Annotated in this window: 15 protein-coding genes; all 15 read right to left on the minus strand. The window is 71.3% G+C overall.

Annotation, left to right across the window (positions count from 1 at the left end; genetic code table 11):
* Positions 1–46 precede the first annotated feature (46 nt).
* Positions 47–313 carry a hypothetical protein gene (locus IEY82_RS26785; protein WP_189126997.1) on the minus strand — a complete coding sequence of 89 codons (267 nt, stop codon included), beginning with the start codon at positions 311–313 and terminating at the stop codon, positions 47–49.
* Between the two features lie 71 nt (positions 314–384).
* A complete protein-coding gene (locus tag IEY82_RS26790) occupies positions 385–1,236 on the minus strand; it encodes a helix-turn-helix domain-containing protein (RefSeq protein WP_189126998.1) in 852 nt (283 codons plus the stop codon).
* A gap of 59 nt (positions 1,237–1,295) precedes the next feature.
* The gene (locus IEY82_RS26795) at positions 1,296–1,556 is read right to left on the minus strand and encodes a hypothetical protein (protein WP_189126999.1); all 261 of its coding nucleotides are present in this window, start codon (positions 1,554–1,556) and stop codon (positions 1,296–1,298) included.
* Positions 1,557–1,700: 144 nt separating this feature from the next.
* The gene (locus tag IEY82_RS26800; RefSeq protein ID WP_189127000.1) at positions 1,701–2,720 is read right to left on the minus strand and encodes a phosphotransferase family protein; all 1,020 of its coding nucleotides are present in this window, start codon (positions 2,718–2,720) and stop codon (positions 1,701–1,703) included.
* A gap of 62 nt (positions 2,721–2,782) precedes the next feature.
* Positions 2,783–3,589, minus strand: a complete 807-nt coding sequence (locus tag IEY82_RS26805; RefSeq protein ID WP_225263812.1) for a GNAT family N-acetyltransferase — start codon at positions 3,587–3,589, stop codon at positions 2,783–2,785.
* Between the two features lie 63 nt (positions 3,590–3,652).
* The gene (locus IEY82_RS26810) at positions 3,653–5,479 is read right to left on the minus strand and encodes an acyclic terpene utilization AtuA family protein (protein WP_189127002.1); all 1,827 of its coding nucleotides are present in this window, start codon (positions 5,477–5,479) and stop codon (positions 3,653–3,655) included.
* A 9-nt stretch (positions 5,480–5,488) separates the two neighbouring features.
* On the minus strand, positions 5,489–6,274 hold the full coding sequence (locus tag IEY82_RS26815; RefSeq protein ID WP_189127003.1) for an enoyl-CoA hydratase-related protein: 786 nt from the start codon (positions 6,272–6,274) through the stop codon (positions 5,489–5,491).
* A complete protein-coding gene (locus tag IEY82_RS26820; RefSeq protein ID WP_229697694.1) occupies positions 6,271–8,400 on the minus strand; it encodes an acetyl/propionyl/methylcrotonyl-CoA carboxylase subunit alpha in 2,130 nt (709 codons plus the stop codon). The genes IEY82_RS26815 and IEY82_RS26820 overlap by 4 nt, the downstream gene beginning before the upstream one ends.
* Before the next feature lie 23 nt (positions 8,401–8,423).
* Positions 8,424–9,956 (minus strand): acyl-CoA carboxylase subunit beta, encoded by a 1,533-nt coding sequence (locus IEY82_RS26825; protein WP_189127076.1) that lies wholly within the window; start codon positions 9,954–9,956, stop codon positions 8,424–8,426.
* A gap of 53 nt (positions 9,957–10,009) precedes the next feature.
* On the minus strand, positions 10,010–10,642 hold the full coding sequence (locus tag IEY82_RS26830) for a TetR/AcrR family transcriptional regulator (protein WP_225263809.1): 633 nt from the start codon (positions 10,640–10,642) through the stop codon (positions 10,010–10,012).
* An 88-nt stretch (positions 10,643–10,730) separates the two neighbouring features.
* Positions 10,731–12,530: a DUF8616 domain-containing protein gene (locus IEY82_RS26835; RefSeq protein WP_189127006.1), complete on the minus strand. Its 1,800-nt coding sequence runs from the start codon at positions 12,528–12,530 to the stop codon at positions 10,731–10,733.
* Between the two features lie 752 nt (positions 12,531–13,282).
* Entirely contained in the window at positions 13,283–13,891 is a 609-nt protein-coding gene (locus tag IEY82_RS26840; RefSeq protein ID WP_443686246.1) for a WXG100-like domain-containing protein, read from the minus strand.
* Positions 13,892–13,897: 6 nt separating this feature from the next.
* Positions 13,898–14,191 carry a hypothetical protein gene (locus tag IEY82_RS26845; protein ID WP_189127008.1) on the minus strand — a complete coding sequence of 98 codons (294 nt, stop codon included), beginning with the start codon at positions 14,189–14,191 and terminating at the stop codon, positions 13,898–13,900.
* 78 nt (positions 14,192–14,269) lie between these two features.
* Positions 14,270–14,446, minus strand: a complete 177-nt coding sequence (locus tag IEY82_RS26850) for a hypothetical protein (protein ID WP_189127009.1) — start codon at positions 14,444–14,446, stop codon at positions 14,270–14,272.
* A gap of 110 nt (positions 14,447–14,556) precedes the next feature.
* Entirely contained in the window at positions 14,557–16,437 is a 1,881-nt protein-coding gene (locus tag IEY82_RS39410; protein WP_225263807.1) for a serine/threonine-protein kinase, read from the minus strand.
* Between the last annotated feature and the right edge of the window lie 51 nt (positions 16,438–16,488).

A 16,488-nucleotide genomic window follows, 5' to 3' on the forward strand; every position in this document is an offset into this window, starting at 1 on the left:
CGTCCGTGGCGATGCTGAAGATCACCTCTGAGCGGGTGCCGGCCCGTCAGGCGGGCAGGGCGGCGAGGAGGAAGGCGAGCCGCGCGGCCGCGCCCTCGACGTCGTCGACGGTGCCGAGGCGGTAGCCCCACGAGGTGACGAAGCTGCCGTCCTCGGAGCAGGTGACGCTCTCGGCGAGGGTGGCGGAGAACCGGTTGCGCACCGACACGTAGGCGGGCTCGCTGGCCAGGGCGACGTTCTGGACCGACAGGTCAGCGTGACGGCCGGCACACCACGCGAACCGCTCGAGGCTGTGCGCGGTATCAAGCATCATGCGTCACCTCCGCAACGTCTTCGGCGACAGAATTGCACGATCTTGCGGTGGCAGGCAAGCAATTGCGAGGATTAATGTGACGATTGTTTCCGATATTCGTCAAGAATGCGGATGATGACATCTCGTCCGGCTTCGTCGAACTGTGCCGCCTTTGCGTAGTCGTCGAAGGCCCGCGCGTAGAACGCGATGTCATCGGGGTCGCGCAGGATCAGATCCTTCGTCATGGTGCCGACGATGACCAGAGCCTCGTTGAAGATCCAGAAGCCGTTGATCGGCGAGGCCGGCAGCTCGGCGCCGAACGGGATGACGCCGAACTCCACGTTGGGCAGCGTGCTGACCGCGAGCAGCCGGTCGAACTGGCCGCGCATGACGTCGATCGGGGTGAGCCGGGTGCGCAGGGCCGATTCGTACACCACGAACCTGAACGAGCGGTTGCGGTCGTAGAGGATCTCCTGCCGCTGCATCCGGATGCGGACCGCCGCGTCGATCTGGTCGGGTGCGCTGTAGAGGCGCTTCACCTTGTGGAACACGTGCCTTGCGTACTCCGCCGTCTGCAGCAGCCCGACCACGATGTTGGGCTCGAACACCCTGAAGAGCTTGGTCTTCGACTCGAGGTCGCGGACGTCCTCCTGGATGGCGGCCAGGCCGCTGCGGTGGCGTTGCTTCCAGCCGTCGTGCCGCTCCAGCAGCGCGATCGCCTGCCTGATCAGGGTGTCGGTCGTCTCGGGAGCCGCGTGGACGGCCTGCGCCCACACGACGACGTCGTCTTCGGTCGGAGTCTGCCGGGCGTTCTCCAGCCGGGAGACCTTGGAGGGCTGCCAGCGCAGCCTCTCGGCAAGCTCCTTCCCCGACAGATGTGCGGTCTCGCGCAGCTGCCGGAGCTGGCTGCCGAGGTCGATGCGCGCCTGCTGAAAGGACGTCACGCGCCAAGAGGCTAGACCCGCTTGGGTGGATCATGCCAGGGGCAGTCGCGCAATTGTGACTAACCCATCGCTGTAGGTGGGGAGGGGTGGGCGGGCCACATGGTCGCCGAGCCGTCGGGCAGCACCCGGCGGGCGATCTCGGTGATGAGCTCGCGGGGCACTTCGACCGCGGTCTCGCCGTCGAGCACGTCGCGCAGGTCGGCGAGTGCCTGAGGGTCGGTGAGCTGAAGTCCCTGCACGACGATGGTGCCGCGATCGGTTTCGTACAGGGTGGGGCAGGCGCCCGCCTCCGAGGTGGAGCCGAGGAACCGCATACGCATGGACATTCCTTCCCCGATGACAACTGCAATTGCGCGCAATTGTACGGCTTCTCAGGGCATACGTGATCGTTTCATGAAAAATCGGTATATATGGTGAGTTTTCTGGAATCTGACTGTTCTGGTCGATCCCGTGCCCGGCGCGGGTCAGCCCTCGTCGAGCAGCCCGTCCATGATCTGCCGGGCCCGGCCGAACAGGGTGAGCGTGGTGGTGTGCAGCAGGTCCCCGATCTCCTTGGGCGCCTGGCCGGCGAAGGCGCGCGCGTGGGTGCCCTCCAGGACGATGCCGAGCTTGAAGCAGGCGAGGACGGCGTACCAGTCGAGGGCGGACAGGTCGCGCTCGGACAGGGCGCCGTAGCAGTCGACGATCTCCCGTGGCGACGGCAGCCCCGGCACGTGACCGTCGTTGGCGGGCCACATGGCCACCAGCCAGCCGAGGTCGAGCAGGGGATCGCCGATCGTGGACATCTCCCAGTCGACGATCGCGGCCACCCGGGGGCTGTCGTGGGCGAACATCAGGTTGGCGAAGTGGTAGTCGCCGTGCATGACGCCCGGGGTGAACGTCGCCGGGCGGTGGCGTTCCAGCCAGCCGGCCGTCTCGGCCAGGTGGGGGATGTCAGGGCCGGGATAGCCGTCGAGCCGGCCGTAGGAGTCGAGCTCGCCCAGCCAGCGCGGCACCTGCCGTTCGAGGAAGCCGTCCGGCCGGCCGAAGCCGGGCAGCACGCCGGGGTCGACCCGGCCCAGCTCGGCCAGCGCCGCCGCGGCCTCCAGCCCCATCCGGTGCCTGATGGCCGGGTCGGAGGCGTGCGGGTCGGGCAGCCCGAGCGACGGGTTGAACCCGTCGACCGGCTCCATCAGATAGAAGACCGGCTCGTGCTCGGTCTGCGCGGCCACCAGTCGCGGCGCGGGCACCCGCGTGTCGCGCAGCGCCGCGAGCAGCCGCGCCTCGCGGCGCAGCACCTCGTTGCTCTTGCGCCGGGCGTGCTGAGGGGGCCTGCGCAGGATGTAGGTGCTGCCGCCGCGCTCGAAGCGGACCATGACGTTCTGGGTGCCGCCCGCGACCGGAGCGGTGCCGGTGATCGGGCCGCCGGGCAGGCCCTTGGCGTCCATCCACGCGCCGAGCCCGCCGAGGTCGATGGCGTTGACGTCGATGTGGGTGGAGGTCATGGCCGTCCTTCAGGACCGAATGATATTCTAGTCGCGACCCTACGAGAGCCGCGCCGACACGGTCAACCCAGAGCTTGCATGAACGGCAGGAACTGACGGCTCCGGTCGCCAGGCGGGTCACCGTCGCGCACCATGAGCGAGACCTCCCAAGGCTCGCCCATGCCGTGCCGCCCGGCCCACCCGGCCAGCTCCTCCTGAGCCAGATCGAGGTCCATCCGCACCGTGCCGCCGGCGTGCAGCGCCAGATCGCCGATCAGCGCCTGGGCGGTCGCCAGGTCGCGGGCCACGACGGGGCCGAGGACCACGTTGTGGTCGTTGCGCCAGCAGTGACCGAAGCCGCCGTCGGCGATCCGCACCTGCTCACCGAAGCCGAACATCCGGCGCAGCAGCCGCGACCGGTCGGTGCCGAACACCTCGGCGTCGAGCGCCAGGATCTCGCCGAGGTCGTCCTCGGTGGCGGGACGGGTCGCGCCCGACGGCTCGCCCCGGAAGACGCCGGTGCGCATGGCGACCCGGCTCACCGTGCGGAAACCGAGGCGTTCGTACAGGGGGCGGCCGTTCTCGGTCGCGTGCAGCGAGACGGTCCGGTCGTCCGCCCGCTCCAGCACGTGCTCCATCAGCGCGCGGCCCAGCCCCCGCCGGGCGTAGCGGGACGCGGTCAGCACCATGCTGATCACGGCGTGGTCGTCGCCGTAACGGGTCATGACGTTGGTCGCCGCCAGCCCGTCACCGTCGTCGGCGTCGATGCCGTAACCCTCGCCGACCTCCAGCAGCAGCGCCCACTTGTGCCGCTCGGGCGGCCAGTCACGGTCCTTGGCCAGGCGGGCGCAGTCGTCGAGGTCGTCGGCGGTGAGGCGGCGGATGTTCATGCGCGCCATCCTGCAGCATTCGTTCCGACCCGTTCAAACAGATTTGTGCAGGTATAGCGGCCTTTACGGCAGCAGCTCCTCCGGCAGGGCGACGGGCCGGGCACGGAGCTCCTCGCCCAGGGCCTTGGCCTGAGGGTCCATCCGGGGGCTGGCCGCCACACCCCGGCCGAGCAGGCCGTGGACGACGAAGTTCAGGGCGTTGAGGTTGGGGAACTCGTAGCGGTCGATCCGGTGCCCGGCCAGGCCGGGCAGCAGCTCCCGCAGCCGGTCGGCGGTGAGGTGCCCGGCGAGCCAGGTGTACTGCTCGGTCGTGCGCACCCAGACGCCCAGGTTGGCGTTGCCGCCCTTGTCGCCCGAGCGGGCCCCCGCGACGCGCCCCAGCGGCACCTCGACCGTACGGCCGCACGGGACGAAGACGGTCTGGCCGGGCGGCACGTCGAGGGTCCGGCCGGCCGGAGGGTTCGGAAGCGGCGCGTCCGGAGGCGGGGCAGGGCCGTCGGACGTCCCGGCAGCGGGAGCGGCGTCGGGTACCGGGACGTCGGACGCACTGGCGGCGGGAGCGGCGTCGGGTACCGGGACGGCGGAGGTGAGCGGCTCACCGTCCAGGAAGACCTCGGGCTGCACCTCGCCCGCCGGGACGAGCACCGGCCAGTAGACCCCGTACGGCGACGCGTCGCCCGGCGGGTTGAGACCGTAGAACCCCGGATAGCTGGCCAGCCCCGTCTCCACCACGGCGGCGGAGAAGGCGCGACCGGCCCGGCGGCGGTCGGCGTCCATGACGGTGATCCGCAGCAGCCCCGAGTCGGTGAGGGTGACGTCGACCTGGTCGAACGAGTCGCGCGGCACCCTGGCCCAGATGGCCTCCTCGGCCAGCCGGGCCTTGGCCGGGAGATCGAGCCCGGTGAGCACCAGGGTCATCGTGTTGCGGTAGCCGCCCAGGTGGTTGACCGCGACCTTGAGCGTGCCGGGCGGCGGCTCACCGCGCACGCCGGAGATCCGGACGCGGTCGGGGCCGTCGTCGGACAGGACGATCGTGTCGAACCTGGCCGTCACGTCCGGGCCCAGGTAGCGGGGGCCGGCGATCTCGTACATCAGCTGGGCCGTGACCGTGCCGGTCGAGACCAGGCCGCCGGTGCCGGGGTGCTTGGTGATGACGGAGGAGCCGTCGGCGTGCAGCTCGGCGATGGGGAAGCCACAGTGCGCGAGGTCGGGCACGTCCTGGAAGAAGGCGTAGTTGCCGCCCGTGGCCTGGCAGCCGCACTCGATGACGTGGCCCGCCACGACCGAGCCGGCCAGGGCGTCGAGGTCGCCGGGCCGCCAGCCGTGCCACCAGATGCCGGGCCCCGTCACCAGGGCGGCGTCGGTCACGCGGCCGGTCACCACGACGTCGGCGCCCGCCGACAGGGCGGTCGCGATCGGGCGGCCGCCCAGGTAGGCGTTGGCGGTGAGCGGGGTGGCGCTCAGCCGCTCACCCGTGTCGGCGTTGACCAGGTCGAGGTCGCGGCCGGTGAGGTCGTCGCCGGTCACGTGGGCGATCCTGGGCGACAGGCCCAGCCCGGCGGCCAGCTCGCGCACGGCCTGCGCGCATCCGGCCGGGTCGAGCCCGCCGGCGTTGGCCACGATCTTGATGCCCCGGTCGAGACACGTCCCCAGGACGTCTTCGAGCTGCCTCAGGAACGTCGTCGCGTAGCCGGGACGCCCCTTGAGGCGGTTGCCGGCCAGGATGAGCATGGTCAGCTCGGCCAGCCAGTCGCCGGTGAGCACGTCGATCGGGCCGCCCTCCACCTGCTCGCGCGCCGCCGACAGCCGGTCGCCGTAGAAGCCGCTGCAGTTGGCGACGCGCAACGGCGCCCGCGCCGATCCCCGGTCACCTGCCGCGCTGGTGGACATGGCTGCTCCTCACAGGGCCGGAGGGACCCACGACGGGGGACGCTTCTGCATGAAGGCCGCGATGCCCTCCTGGCCCTCCTCGGAGGTGAAGCGCTCGGCTGACAGCTCCGCCATCTGCCGCAGCCCCTCCTCGAACGGCACCTCCGGAAGGTCCCTGATCAGCCTCTTCGTGATGGCGAGCGCCTCGGGGCCGCCCCTGGCCAGCAGCTCGGCGTAGCGGGCGGTCGTCGCGTCGAGCTCCTCCTCGGGCACGGCCCGCGTCAGCAGCCCGATCTGCACGGCCCTGGCGGCGTCGAACACCTCACCGGTCAGGAAGTATTCGGCCGCCGCCCTGGAGTCCAGCCGGCGCAGCACGGGCACCGCGATCATCGCGGGCACCACGCCCAGGCGCACCTCGGTGAAGGCGAACGAGGCGGTCAGCGGCGCGATCGACAGGTCGCACGCGGCGACCAGGCCGAGCCCGCCCGCCCGGGCCGTGCCGTTGAGCCGGCAGATGACCGGCTTCGGGCTCTCCCAGATGAGCGTGAGGATCTCGGGGAACGACGCGGTCACCGGCGCCCCCGCCGCGCCCGAGGCCGGGTCGGCCCGCTGCTCCTTCAGGTCGGCGCCGGAGCAGAAGACCTTGCCGGTGCCGGTCAGCACGATGACCCGCGCCTCGGGCTCGGCCAGCGCCCAGTCCAGCCGGTCCTTCAGGTCGCTCAGCAGCCGTACGGACAGCGCGTTGCGGTTGGGCGGCGAGTCGAGCGTGATCGTCGCCACGCCGTTCACGAGCTCCTGGTGCACCAGCCGTGTCATGCTTCCCTCTCCTGGGTGATCTCCTCGATGATCGCCAGCACCTCTCCCGCCTCGACCTGCCGGCCCTTCTCCACGCGTACGTCGGAGACGACCCCGTCCGCCGGCGCGGTTATCCGGTGCTCCATCTTCATCGCCTCCAGGACGAGCACCGGCCGGCCCTTGACGACGCGGTCACCCGGCTCGACCTCGACGCGCAGCACGCTACCGGGCATGGGGGCGAGCAGGGATCCCGGGGCCACGTGCGCGACCGGCTCGGGCAGCCTCGGCACCGGGGTCAGCGCGACGGACCCGGCGGGGGAGTCGACGTACACCTTCTCGTCGTGCGAGTCGTCAGGTGGCCCGCCGTGTGGCCCACACGGTGGCCCGTCGTGTGGCCCGTCGTGTGGCCCGTCGTGTGGCCCGTCGTGTGGGGCGCCGTGTGGGCCGCCGTGCGGGCGCCCGTACTGGGCGACGTCGAAGGTGTGCCGGACGCCGTCGTGTTCCAGGACGACCCGGTGGGGCTCGGCGGCGACGAGCGTGACGCCGTCGGGAAGCGGCTGGTAGACGACCTCGGCCTCCTCGAACCTGGCGACGTGCGGCTGCGACCGGACGTTGCGCCAGCCGCCGGGCAGACTGCCCAGCACCCTGGCCCGGCCGCGGTTGGCGGCGGCCATGGCGAGCGCGGCGGCCAGAACGGACAGCTCGACCGGCTCGACCGGCCTGACCGGCTCGGCCGGGGCGAGCAGGCCCGGTGGCGTGGGCCGCGCGGAACGCGGGGCCTCGGGCCGTCCCCCGACCAGCGCCTCCCGGTGTTCGTCGAGGAAACCGGTGTGCGTGTTGCCCGCCCGGAACTCGGGATTTTTCAGGATGCTGACCAGCAGCTCGCGGTTCGTGGTCACCCCGTGCAGCTTCGCGCGCCGCAGGGCCGCCGCGAGCTTCCGCACGGCCTCGTCGCGCCCGGCCCCGTACGCGATCACCTTGGCCAGCATCGCGTCGTAGTACGGCGAGACCACCGAGCCTGACTCCACCCCCGAGTCGACGCGGACGTCACCCGGGATCTCGAAGCGCCGCAGCACCCCCGTCTGGGGCAGGTGGTCGTGGTCCTCGGCGTACAGCCGGACCTCGATCGCGTGCCCGCGCGGCTCCGGCGGCCCGTCCGGCAGCGCGGCCCCCTCGGCGACCTCCAACTGCAGCCGGACGAGATCGACCCCGTAGACCAGCTCGGTTACGGGGTGCTCCACCTGGAGCCGGGTGTTCATCTCCAGGAACGCCACCTGGTCGTCCCGCACCAGGAACTCCACCGTCCCGGCACCCACGTACCCGATCGTCCGGGCGGCCCTGACCGCGGCCTCCAGCAGCAGGGCCCGCGTCTCGTCGCCGATCCCGGGCGACGGGCACTCCTCCACGATCTTCTGGTGCCGGCGCTGGATGCTGCACTCGCGCTCGCCGAGCGCCCAGACGTGCCCGTGCCGGTCGGCGAGGATCTGCACCTCCACGTGCCGGGCCCGTTCCAGCAGCGGCTCCACGAACACCGACCCGTCGCCGAACGCGGCCTCGGCCTCGCGCCGCGCGGACGCGACCTCGCGTTCGAGATCGGCCGCCGCCCGCACCACGCGCATGCCGCGCCCGCCGCCTCCGGCGGACGCCTTCACCAGCACGGGATACTCCCAGTCCGGCGCGCCGGCCGGCCCCTCGGGCGGCAGCGACGGCAGCACGGGCACCCCCGCCTCCCTCATCAGCCGCTTCGCCTCGATCTTCGAACCCATCGCGGCGATCGCCGAGGGCGGCGGCCCCACCCACACCAGCCCCGCGTCCAGCACCTCCTGCGCGAAGGCGGCGTTCTCCGACAGGAACCCGTAGCCCGGGTGCACCGCGTCGGCGCCGGCGGCCCGGCAGGCCGCCATGATTTTCGGGATGGCGAGGTACGTCTCGGCGGGCAGCACGCCGTCGAGACGCACCGCGTAGTCGGCCTCGGCCACGTGCGGCGCGGAGGCGTCGGCGTCGGAGTGCACGGCCACGGTCTCGATGCCGAGCGCGCGGCAGGTGCGGAAGATCCGCCGGGCGATCTCTCCCCGGTTGGCCACCAGCAGGCGCGTGATGGCGACAGGAGCGATGGCGACAGGAGCGGTCTCGGGAGGAGTGTTCACGGGGGTGTTCGTGGGAGGAGTGGTCATGGCCGGAACACCCCGAATCCCGCCGCCTCCGGCACCGGGGCGCTGTTGATCGCCGACAGGCACATCCCCAGCACCGTCCGGGTGTCGCGGGGATCGATCACCCCGTCGTCGTAGAGCCGCCCGGACAGGAAGAACGGCAGCGACTCCGCCTCGATCTGCGCCTCCACCATCGCCCGCATCGCCGCGTCGGCCTCCTCGTCGTAGACCTGCCCTCGGGCCTGGGCCGAGGCCCGCCCGACGATCGACAGCACTCCGGCCAGCTGCGCGGGCCCCATCACGGCCGACTTCGCGCTGGGCCAGCTGAACAGGAAGCGCGGATCGTAGGCCCGCCCGCACATCCCGTAGTTGCCCGCTCCGTACGAGGCGCCCATCACCACGGTCAGGTGCGGCACCGTCGAGTTGGACACGGCGTTGATCATCATCGCGCCGTGCTTGATGATGCCGCCCTGCTCGTACTCCTTGCCGACCATGTAGCCGGTCGTGTTCTGCAGGAACAGCAGCGGCGTGCGCGACTGGTCGGCCAGCTGGATGAACTGGGTCGCCTTCTGCGACTCCTCGCTGAACAGCACGCCCCGCGCGTTGGCCAGGATGCCCACCGGATAGCCGTGCAGGGTGGCCCACCCGGTGACCAGGGACGTCCCGTAGACCGGCTTGAACTCCTCGAACTCGCTCCCGTCCACGATCCGCGCGATCACCTCGCGGGGGTCGAACGGGATCCTCAGATCCTCGGGCACGATGCCCAGCAGTTCCTCCGCCGGGTAGGCGGGCTCGCGCACGGGCAGCGGCTGCACGCCGCGCTTGCGCCAGTTGAGCGAGCGCACGATCCGCCGGCCGATCCGCAGCGCGTCGTGCTCGTCCAGGGCGAGGCAGTCGGCCAGGCCGCTGGTGCGCGCGTGCATCTCGGCGCCGCCCAGCGACTCGTCGTCGGACTCCTCGCCGGTCGCCATCTTGACCAGCGGCGGGCCGCCCAGGAACACCTTGGCTCGCTCGCGCACCATCACCACGTGGTCGCTCAGGCCGGGCACGTACGCGCCGCCGGCGGTGGAGTTGCCGAACACGAGCGCGATCGTGGGGATCCCGGCCGCCGACATCCGCGTCAGATCGCGAAATATCCGGCCGCCCGGGATGAAGATCTCCTTCTGCGTCGGCAGGTCCGCGCCGCCGCTCTCCACCAGGTTGATGAACGGCAGCCGGTTGCGCAGCGCGATGTCGGACGCCCGCAGCGACTTGCGCAGCGTCCACGGGTTGGACGCGCCGCCCCTGACCGTGGGGTCGCTCGCCGAGATCAGGCACTCGACGCCCTCCACCACGCCGATGCCGGTGACCACGCTGGCGCCCACCGGGAAGTCGCTGCCCCACGCCGCGAGCGGCGACAGCTCCAGGAACGGCGAGTCGGGATCGACGAGCAGCTCGACGCGCTCCCTGGCCAGCAGCTTGCCCCGCGCGCGGTGCCGCTCGACGTACTTCGCCCCGCCGCCCGCGACCGCCTTGGCGTGCTCGGCGTCGAGGTCGGCCAGCTTGGCCAGCATCGCCGCCCGCCGCCCGAGATGGTCGGCCGCCGTCGGGTCGAGCTCGCTCCTGATCACTGGCTCGCCTCCGTAGTTGACACCGACGTCAGGCCGATGGCCCGCGCCCAGAGCTTGGTCAGCAACTCGACCGCCGTCCGCTCGTCGGCCCGCTCACCCAGGTCGAGCCAGACGTGCGCGAAGTGCTCGACCATGCCGCCGAGCATGATCGCGGTGAGCCTGGGGTCGAGGGTGGGATCGGCCAGCCCCTGCTCCTGCAGCCGGCGCAGCCCCTCGGCGCCCCGGCGCACGAACACCTCGCGCAGCTCCAGCAGCAGGTCGCGGAAGCCGTCCTCGGTCAGCGCGGCCTGCTCCAGCATCCTGACCAGCCGCGAGTTGGCGGCCCAGGCGCGCAGGTAGAGCCGGTTGGCGGCCTCGATCCGGGTGTAGGGGTCGCCGGGCGCGGCCGGGCCGACGATGCTCGCGGTGAACATCTCGCCCACCACGGCCCCGGCGACCTCACCGAACAGCGACTCCTTGGAGTCGAAGTAGGTGTAGAACGTGCCGTGCGACACCCCGGCCCGGGCGCAGACGTCGTCGATGCGCGCGGCCTCGTACCCGTGCTCGTCGAACGCCTCCCGCCCGGCCCGCACCAGCGCGGCCCTGGTCCGCCGCCCGCGAGCTGTCAGCCCCTCAGACTTGACGATCACGTCAGCCATCGTACGCGTCCGCTCCAAGCAGGGAAAGCCATCTCTGTCAGCCCTCCTCACCGCCGGAACCGTCCCTTGACCTTGTCGATCACTTGGGGGGAACTATGTCGTCCGGGAGGAAGATGCGTAACTGGCCGCTGCTGCCCAGTTTCCCCGGCTCGGCCGTCGACAGGTAGCCGTCCAGCGACAGCCAGGTCTTGGAGTCGTTGGCGATCACCACGTGCCCGGTCCACTGGGCGATCTCTAACGCGTGCCGGTTCGCGCCAACATGGCAGTTAGTGAGCAGGATGACGTCGTGCTCCGACAGCCAGGGCATGTGCAACAGCAGCGAGGCGGTCTGGTCGGCGTCCAGGCGTTGTGCGCCGATCCAGTTGCCGTCCTCTGAGCCGTGCCCCACGACGTTGAAGAGGCCGTTGACGGGCACTCTGTCGCGGGCGTGAGGGGCCAGTTGCATGTCGTGCGCGTTGTTGAGGTCGCGCAGCCATACGCCTGCGGGGATCCGCTCGACGTCCTGGAAGAGGTGGTGGCGCAGCTGCCGGGAGAGTCGGGGTTTGTTTCGCGGTTCCGAGATCGCGATCGAGTCAATGTCGCGGCCCTCGGGCACCTGCATGACCAGCAGATGCCGCTCGCCGAACGACTCCAGCTGGGCCACCACCTTCAGCCGGACCCCGGCTCGGAAGACGGCGTGGGCGGGTTTGCCCGAAAGATCCGTCACTCCGATGTACTCGCCCCTGATGGTCAGGCGCACGCTGTTGGGCATGTCGCCCAGGAAGTTAGGTGCGTTGACGCCTTCCAAGATTCCGTGGAAGGCGATCTCGCTGCCGGGCCGGACGTAGCGCGGCAGCCAGTGGGCGGGCACGCGCGCCGAGACGTGGCCCTCCGTGGTGAGCCGGGCGGCGAGCTCGGCGTCCGCCCTGCCGAGGATGGACTCGGCGGCGGTGACGAGCGCCGGGTCGTCGATGCGTTCGGCGAGGAGTTCGTTGACCTGGCGCAGATGGGAGCTCTCCAGCAGGTGTGGCAGTGCGCGGGCGTGGTGGTCTGGTGGTCGCCAGGGCATGTCCCGGAAGTCGGGTGTCAGAGGGGAGGAATCGTGTAGCGGGCCGAGGTCGAGCGGCGCGTTCGGGTCGGTGCGGCTGATCAGTTTCAGGTGTTCGTCGTAGTGGGCGGTCAGGCCATGTCTTTCGAACTCTGGCCGCAACGCCTCGTATCGAGCGCGCAGCGCGGTGCTGTCGGCTTCGGTGAGCAGTGCCTTGCCGACGTAGGCGACATGCTTCAGGAGTGGGTTCCGCCGGATCGCCGACGACACGGGCGGTCCGTCCCGAAAGCCGTCGTTGCGGGTGAGTGCGACGTACAGCGCTCGCCTGTCCAGCTCCGGCCGGAGCGCGGCGGGCGCGGCGCCCTTGTTCTCCACGTACGGTGGGTCGATGCGGTGCTCGTAGACAATGGTGGGGCCGGCCCGGTAGGTGCCCGGAACGCCATCCCTGATGCTGTGCGCGGCGTTGGCACGCATCTCGAACTTGTCGGCCTCTTTGACGGTGGTGAACTCGTGGCGAATGGCGCGCGTGCCGTCGTTGAACGTCACCACTTCTTTCCCCGCCAGGAGGAGCGGCATCAGGTCGGTCTGGCGGATGCCGCTGGTCAGGGCGGCGCGCAGTTGGTCGCTGCCGTGGGCCTGGTAGACGACGCCGTCGGCGGTCTGGTGGACGGCGGGGCCGTCCAGGCCGAGGGCGCGCCGGGTCAGCGCGGCCTCTATCGCTTGGGTGGCTGCCTCGCCGGTCAGCTCAAGTGCCTGCGACCCGTCTCGGAAGATGACAACGGTGGTGTCGCCGTACCTGCCCAGGGTCGCGACATCGCTGAGGTTCTCGGTCAGCCGCTGGGCGGGGTCCATCAGGGGGCGATCGGCGCCGGGCGAAGTGGTGTCCCTGAGGTCCGCGATGATCCCGGCTTCCCGGCTCTGGGGGGCGAGGTGCTGGGATGGGCTCTCCGGCGGAGATGAGGCCGCTACCGTTCGGGACGTGTGCGGCGGCGCGGGTTGATCGCTGGCGGGCCGTTCCGGGCCCCAGTTGAGGAGGCTGTCGATGGAGCGGGGCCCAGGTACGAGGTCCTGACGCGGGGTGGAGGGCTGCTGCGCCTGTCGCGCGCCGTCGGGGCTCGCGTGCTGTTGTGGTTCGTGCTGGGCGAGCATGGTGCGAGGGTCTGTGGCTGCTGTCGGACGTGGGGGCGGATCGGTGCCTGGCGACGGTTCGACGTCTTGTGCGGTCCGTGACGGCGCGTCGCCGTATGGTGCTGGCCGTGGTGGCGGTCCCGTGTGTGTTGCGGGGTCGGCTCGCTGGGAGGGGTCCTGGGAGGCGGTGGTCTGACGGTTTTCCGCCGGAGTGGTGGATGGTGAGTCGGTGGATGGTTCGTGGGTGCCGACTGTGGATGTGTCGGTGTTGGGCCTGCCGAAGTGTGGGTTCCAGCTTGCCCAGTGGGCGTCGGCGGCGCCGATGGCTCCTGAGGTGAAGCCTTTGAGGAGTCGTGTCAGGTCGAAGGGTTGGTCGTCGAAGGCTTGTGTGGTGGCGTCGGTGAGGCCGCCTGCTATGCCGGAGGCGAGCATGAGGTCGAGTAGTCGGCGTGGGGGTGACAGCCAGGTGGCGCCGGTCAGGAATATGCCGTTGAGCGCGCCGGTGCCGATTGAGGTGCGTACCTGCTGCCAGTCGATCTGCTCGCGCCGGTCTTGGGTGGATTGTACGTATAGTCCATTCCGCCCATGAGTCCGCCGAACAGGGCGATGTTGAACAGTAGTCGCTTGGCCAGTTGGGCGATGGCTTCGCGGGTGAAGCGGGCGCGCAGGCCCGCGGTGGCGGTGGCGGTGCTCGCCGTGGCGGGGTTGAGGAGGAAGGGCAGCAGCGTGGCCAGCTGGAAGATCAGCAGCCCGATCGACATGGTGATCATCCGCTTGGTGTACTGGACCTGCACGCCGAGGTTGTTCAGCTCCGTCGCCATGGCCGCCAGGCGGGTCAGGACCTTCGCCTGGCGTTGGCCGACCCTGGCCGAGGCCTTGGTGACGAAGGCTCTGAACGCCTCACCGTCCCAGGAGTCCTGGTCAGGAGGCTTGACGCCGGAGCCGTCGGCGACCCGGTAGGCGGCCTGGGCCAGCGCGTCGGCCAGCGCGAACAGCTTGGACTCCTCGCCCTGGGGCCAGTCCATGCCGACCACCCAGCCGACCCACGGCCGCGCCCAGTCAGGTATGTCCCAGTCGAGCCACACCCGTCGTCAGGGCCCCGGCCGCTCAGCCGCCCGGTAGTTCGCGGCCGTCACGCGCAGCCCGCCGCCGACCCCTTCGAGCTCGTCGATGTAGGCGGCGAAGGCATCGATCACACCGTCGCGCATGACCGGGAATCTCTTCTCCATCTCGGCGCCGTATTGGTCGTCGCCCATCGGCCGCCCGGCCGCCACGAACGCCTCGCGCACGTCGCGCAGCACACCGCGGACGCGCTCGGCCTCCTGCGCCGAGGCCAGCCCGGACCGCCTGATCTCACGGTCAGCGGCGATGTAGCCGTCACCCATGCCGCCCCCTTCGCGCTAGTAAATCGAAGCAGCATGGTACAGACGGATCGCCAGATATCGGCCTTCCGTTGCCAAACCTCAGCCTTGCCTTCGGGCAGCTCGCCTGAGCTCGTTGAGGATCTCGAACTCTTCGGCCGTCAGATCGCCCGCCACCTCCAGCGTGCCCTCGGCAGCGTGCATGATGATCGGCTCGGGCCGCTCGTCCTGCTCCGGGAGGACCTCGAAGAGTGGAGGCCGCCGGTCGTCAGTGCTCATGCTCCGAACCTACTCCGGTCACGACCGCCCGAGAGCCGCCGTCCTGTCAGATGCGGCGGCTCCAGCCGGACGTCCAGGAGCGGGAGCACCACGGGCAGCCGGGGCGGTGGCTATCTGCGGGACTTCGTCAGCTGCACGGTCGGGCCGACAGTCGGAGCGTCCGTGGGCTCGGCGTCCGGGTCGACCATGTCCGAGGGCTTCTTCGTCTTCGTGACCTTCGGGGTGGGGCTCGGCTTCCTGGTGGTGGGCTTGGCCGTCGGGTACACGATGACCGGCTCGGGCGCGGCGGTGGCCGGCGCCTTGGTCTTCCTCGTCTTCGTGGGCTCGTCGAGGCTCGGGGTGGGGAGGGTGTCGGACGGCACCTCGGGGGTCGGCTCGCCGCCCAGCGGGTCGGCCGGCGTGCCGTCGCCGGCGTCGGCCGTGGCCTGCGTGGTGTTGCCCACGGGCACGATGCTGGACCGGCTGTTGGCCTGCACCACGACCGCTCCCACCACGACCAGCACGGCGGCCGCCGCTGCTCCCGTCAGGGCGAACGTCAGCGTTCGCCGCTGCTTGGCCGATCCGTCCCTCTGCTTAGGAGGGGTCGGCTGTCCTGTGGCGCCCGCCTGCCCGGCCCCAGGACCGTACCCGGCTGTTCGCTGACCCACGGTGGCATGGCCCGGACCCTGCGCCGCATGGGTGTGGCCGGCCGCCTGCTGCGCCGCCGGCGCCTGTCTGGGCGTTTGGCGCGATGCGGGGGCATGGCCGGGTGGCTGTGCCGTCGGCGCCTGCTCGCCGCCCGAGGCGGGGCCGAAGGGGGGCTGCTGGCCGCCCATGCCCGGCCAGCCTCCGGCGGAGTGTGGGCCGTTGGGCGTGGAAGGGCCCGCGGTCATGGGGCCGACCGGGCCGAGCGGGCCGTTCGGGCCGACCGGGCCGTTCGGGGCGACGGGGTGGCCGAAGGGGCCTGCCTGGCCAGGCTGAGGTCTGTCCCCGGATTGCATCCACGCGGCCAGGGAGCCGTCAGGTGCGGACGGCTGGCCAGGGTGGACCGGCTGACCCGGGTGGGCGTGCGGCCCCGGCCGGCCACCTGCGCCGTGCGCGCCTCCTGGCTGCCCCGGAACGGGCTGCGGACCCGGGCCGACCGGCTGAGGGCCGGGCTGCGCGGGAGGGGCCTGGGGGCCGGAGAGGACGGCGGAGGGGAAGGGCTGGCCGGTGAGGCGGATGATCAGCTCGTCCGCCGACGGCCGGTGCGCGGGGTCCTTGGACAGGGCCGCCCCGACGACCTGGGCGAGCGCCCCCTCCATCCCGCCGAGCTGCGGCGGCTCGTGCAGGATCCGGTGCATCACCACCGGGATCGAGTCGGCGCCGAAGGCCGGCCTGCCGGTGGCGGCGTACACCATGGTGACGCCCCAGGCGAAGACGTCGGCCGCCCCCGACACGCTGGCGCCGCTGAGCTGCTCGGGCGCCAGGTAGGACGGCGTCCCCATGGCCATGCCGGTGGCGGTCGCGCCGGGCGAGTCCAGGGCGCGGGCGATGCCGAAGTCGATCACGACGGGGCCTTCGGGGCCCATGAGCACGTTCGCTGGCTTGAAGTCGCGGTGCAGGATGCCGGCCCGGTGGATCGCGGCCAGCGCGGTCGCGGTGCTGATCGCCAGCCGTTCGAGGGCGGCCCCACGGCGAGGGCCCTCGTTGATGACCAGCTCGCGCAGCGACGGGCCGGGGACGTACTCGCTGACGATGTACGGCCGGCTGCCCTCCAGGTCGGCGTTGAGCACGGGGGCCGTGCAGAACCGGGCGACCCGTTGCGCGACGGCGACCTCGCGCAGGAAGCGGCTGCGGGCCTCGGGGTCGGCCACGGAGGCGTGGTGCAGCAGCTTGACCGCGACCTGCTCGCCGGAGTCGCTCCTGCCGAGGTAGACGACCCCCTGGCCGCCTTCGCCCAGCCGGGCGAGGAGATCGTACGTCCCCAGCCGTTGCGGGTCGTCCGACGCCAACGGCTGGTACTGATTCACGTCGGACCCCCAAGACCACACATGACAAATCGACAGCTGCGGCGAAACGCT

Origin of the sequence: Nonomuraea cavernae (assembly GCF_014646355.1) — a bacterium.
Classification (GTDB): Bacteria; Actinomycetota; Actinomycetes; order Streptosporangiales; family Streptosporangiaceae; genus Nonomuraea; species Nonomuraea cavernae.

Excerpts from the sequence above, each read along its gene's own strand:
- IEY82_RS26785 (WP_189126997.1), bottom strand. The coding sequence starts at position 313 with ATGATGCTTGATACCGCGCACAGCCTCGAGCGGTTCGCGTGGTGTGCC.
- IEY82_RS26795 (WP_189126999.1), bottom strand. The coding sequence starts at position 1,556 with ATGCGTATGCGGTTCCTCGGCTCCACCTCGGAGGCGGGCGCCTGCCCC.
- IEY82_RS26800 (WP_189127000.1), bottom strand. The coding sequence starts at position 2,720 with ATGACCTCCACCCACATCGACGTCAACGCCATCGACCTCGGCGGGCTC.
- IEY82_RS26805 (WP_225263812.1), bottom strand. The coding sequence starts at position 3,589 with ATGAACATCCGCCGCCTCACCGCCGACGACCTCGACGACTGCGCCCGC.
- IEY82_RS26810 (WP_189127002.1), bottom strand. The coding sequence starts at position 5,479 with ATGTCCACCAGCGCGGCAGGTGACCGGGGATCGGCGCGGGCGCCGTTG.
- IEY82_RS26815 (WP_189127003.1), bottom strand. The coding sequence starts at position 6,274 with ATGACACGGCTGGTGCACCAGGAGCTCGTGAACGGCGTGGCGACGATC.
- IEY82_RS26825 (WP_189127076.1), bottom strand. The coding sequence starts at position 9,956 with ATGCTGGCCAAGCTGGCCGACCTCGACGCCGAGCACGCCAAGGCGGTC.
- IEY82_RS26835 (WP_189127006.1), bottom strand. The coding sequence starts at position 12,530 with ATGGACCCCGCCCAGCGGCTGACCGAGAACCTCAGCGATGTCGCGACC.
- IEY82_RS26845 (WP_189127008.1), bottom strand. The coding sequence starts at position 14,191 with ATGGGTGACGGCTACATCGCCGCTGACCGTGAGATCAGGCGGTCCGGG.
- IEY82_RS26850 (WP_189127009.1), bottom strand. The coding sequence starts at position 14,446 with ATGAGCACTGACGACCGGCGGCCTCCACTCTTCGAGGTCCTCCCGGAG.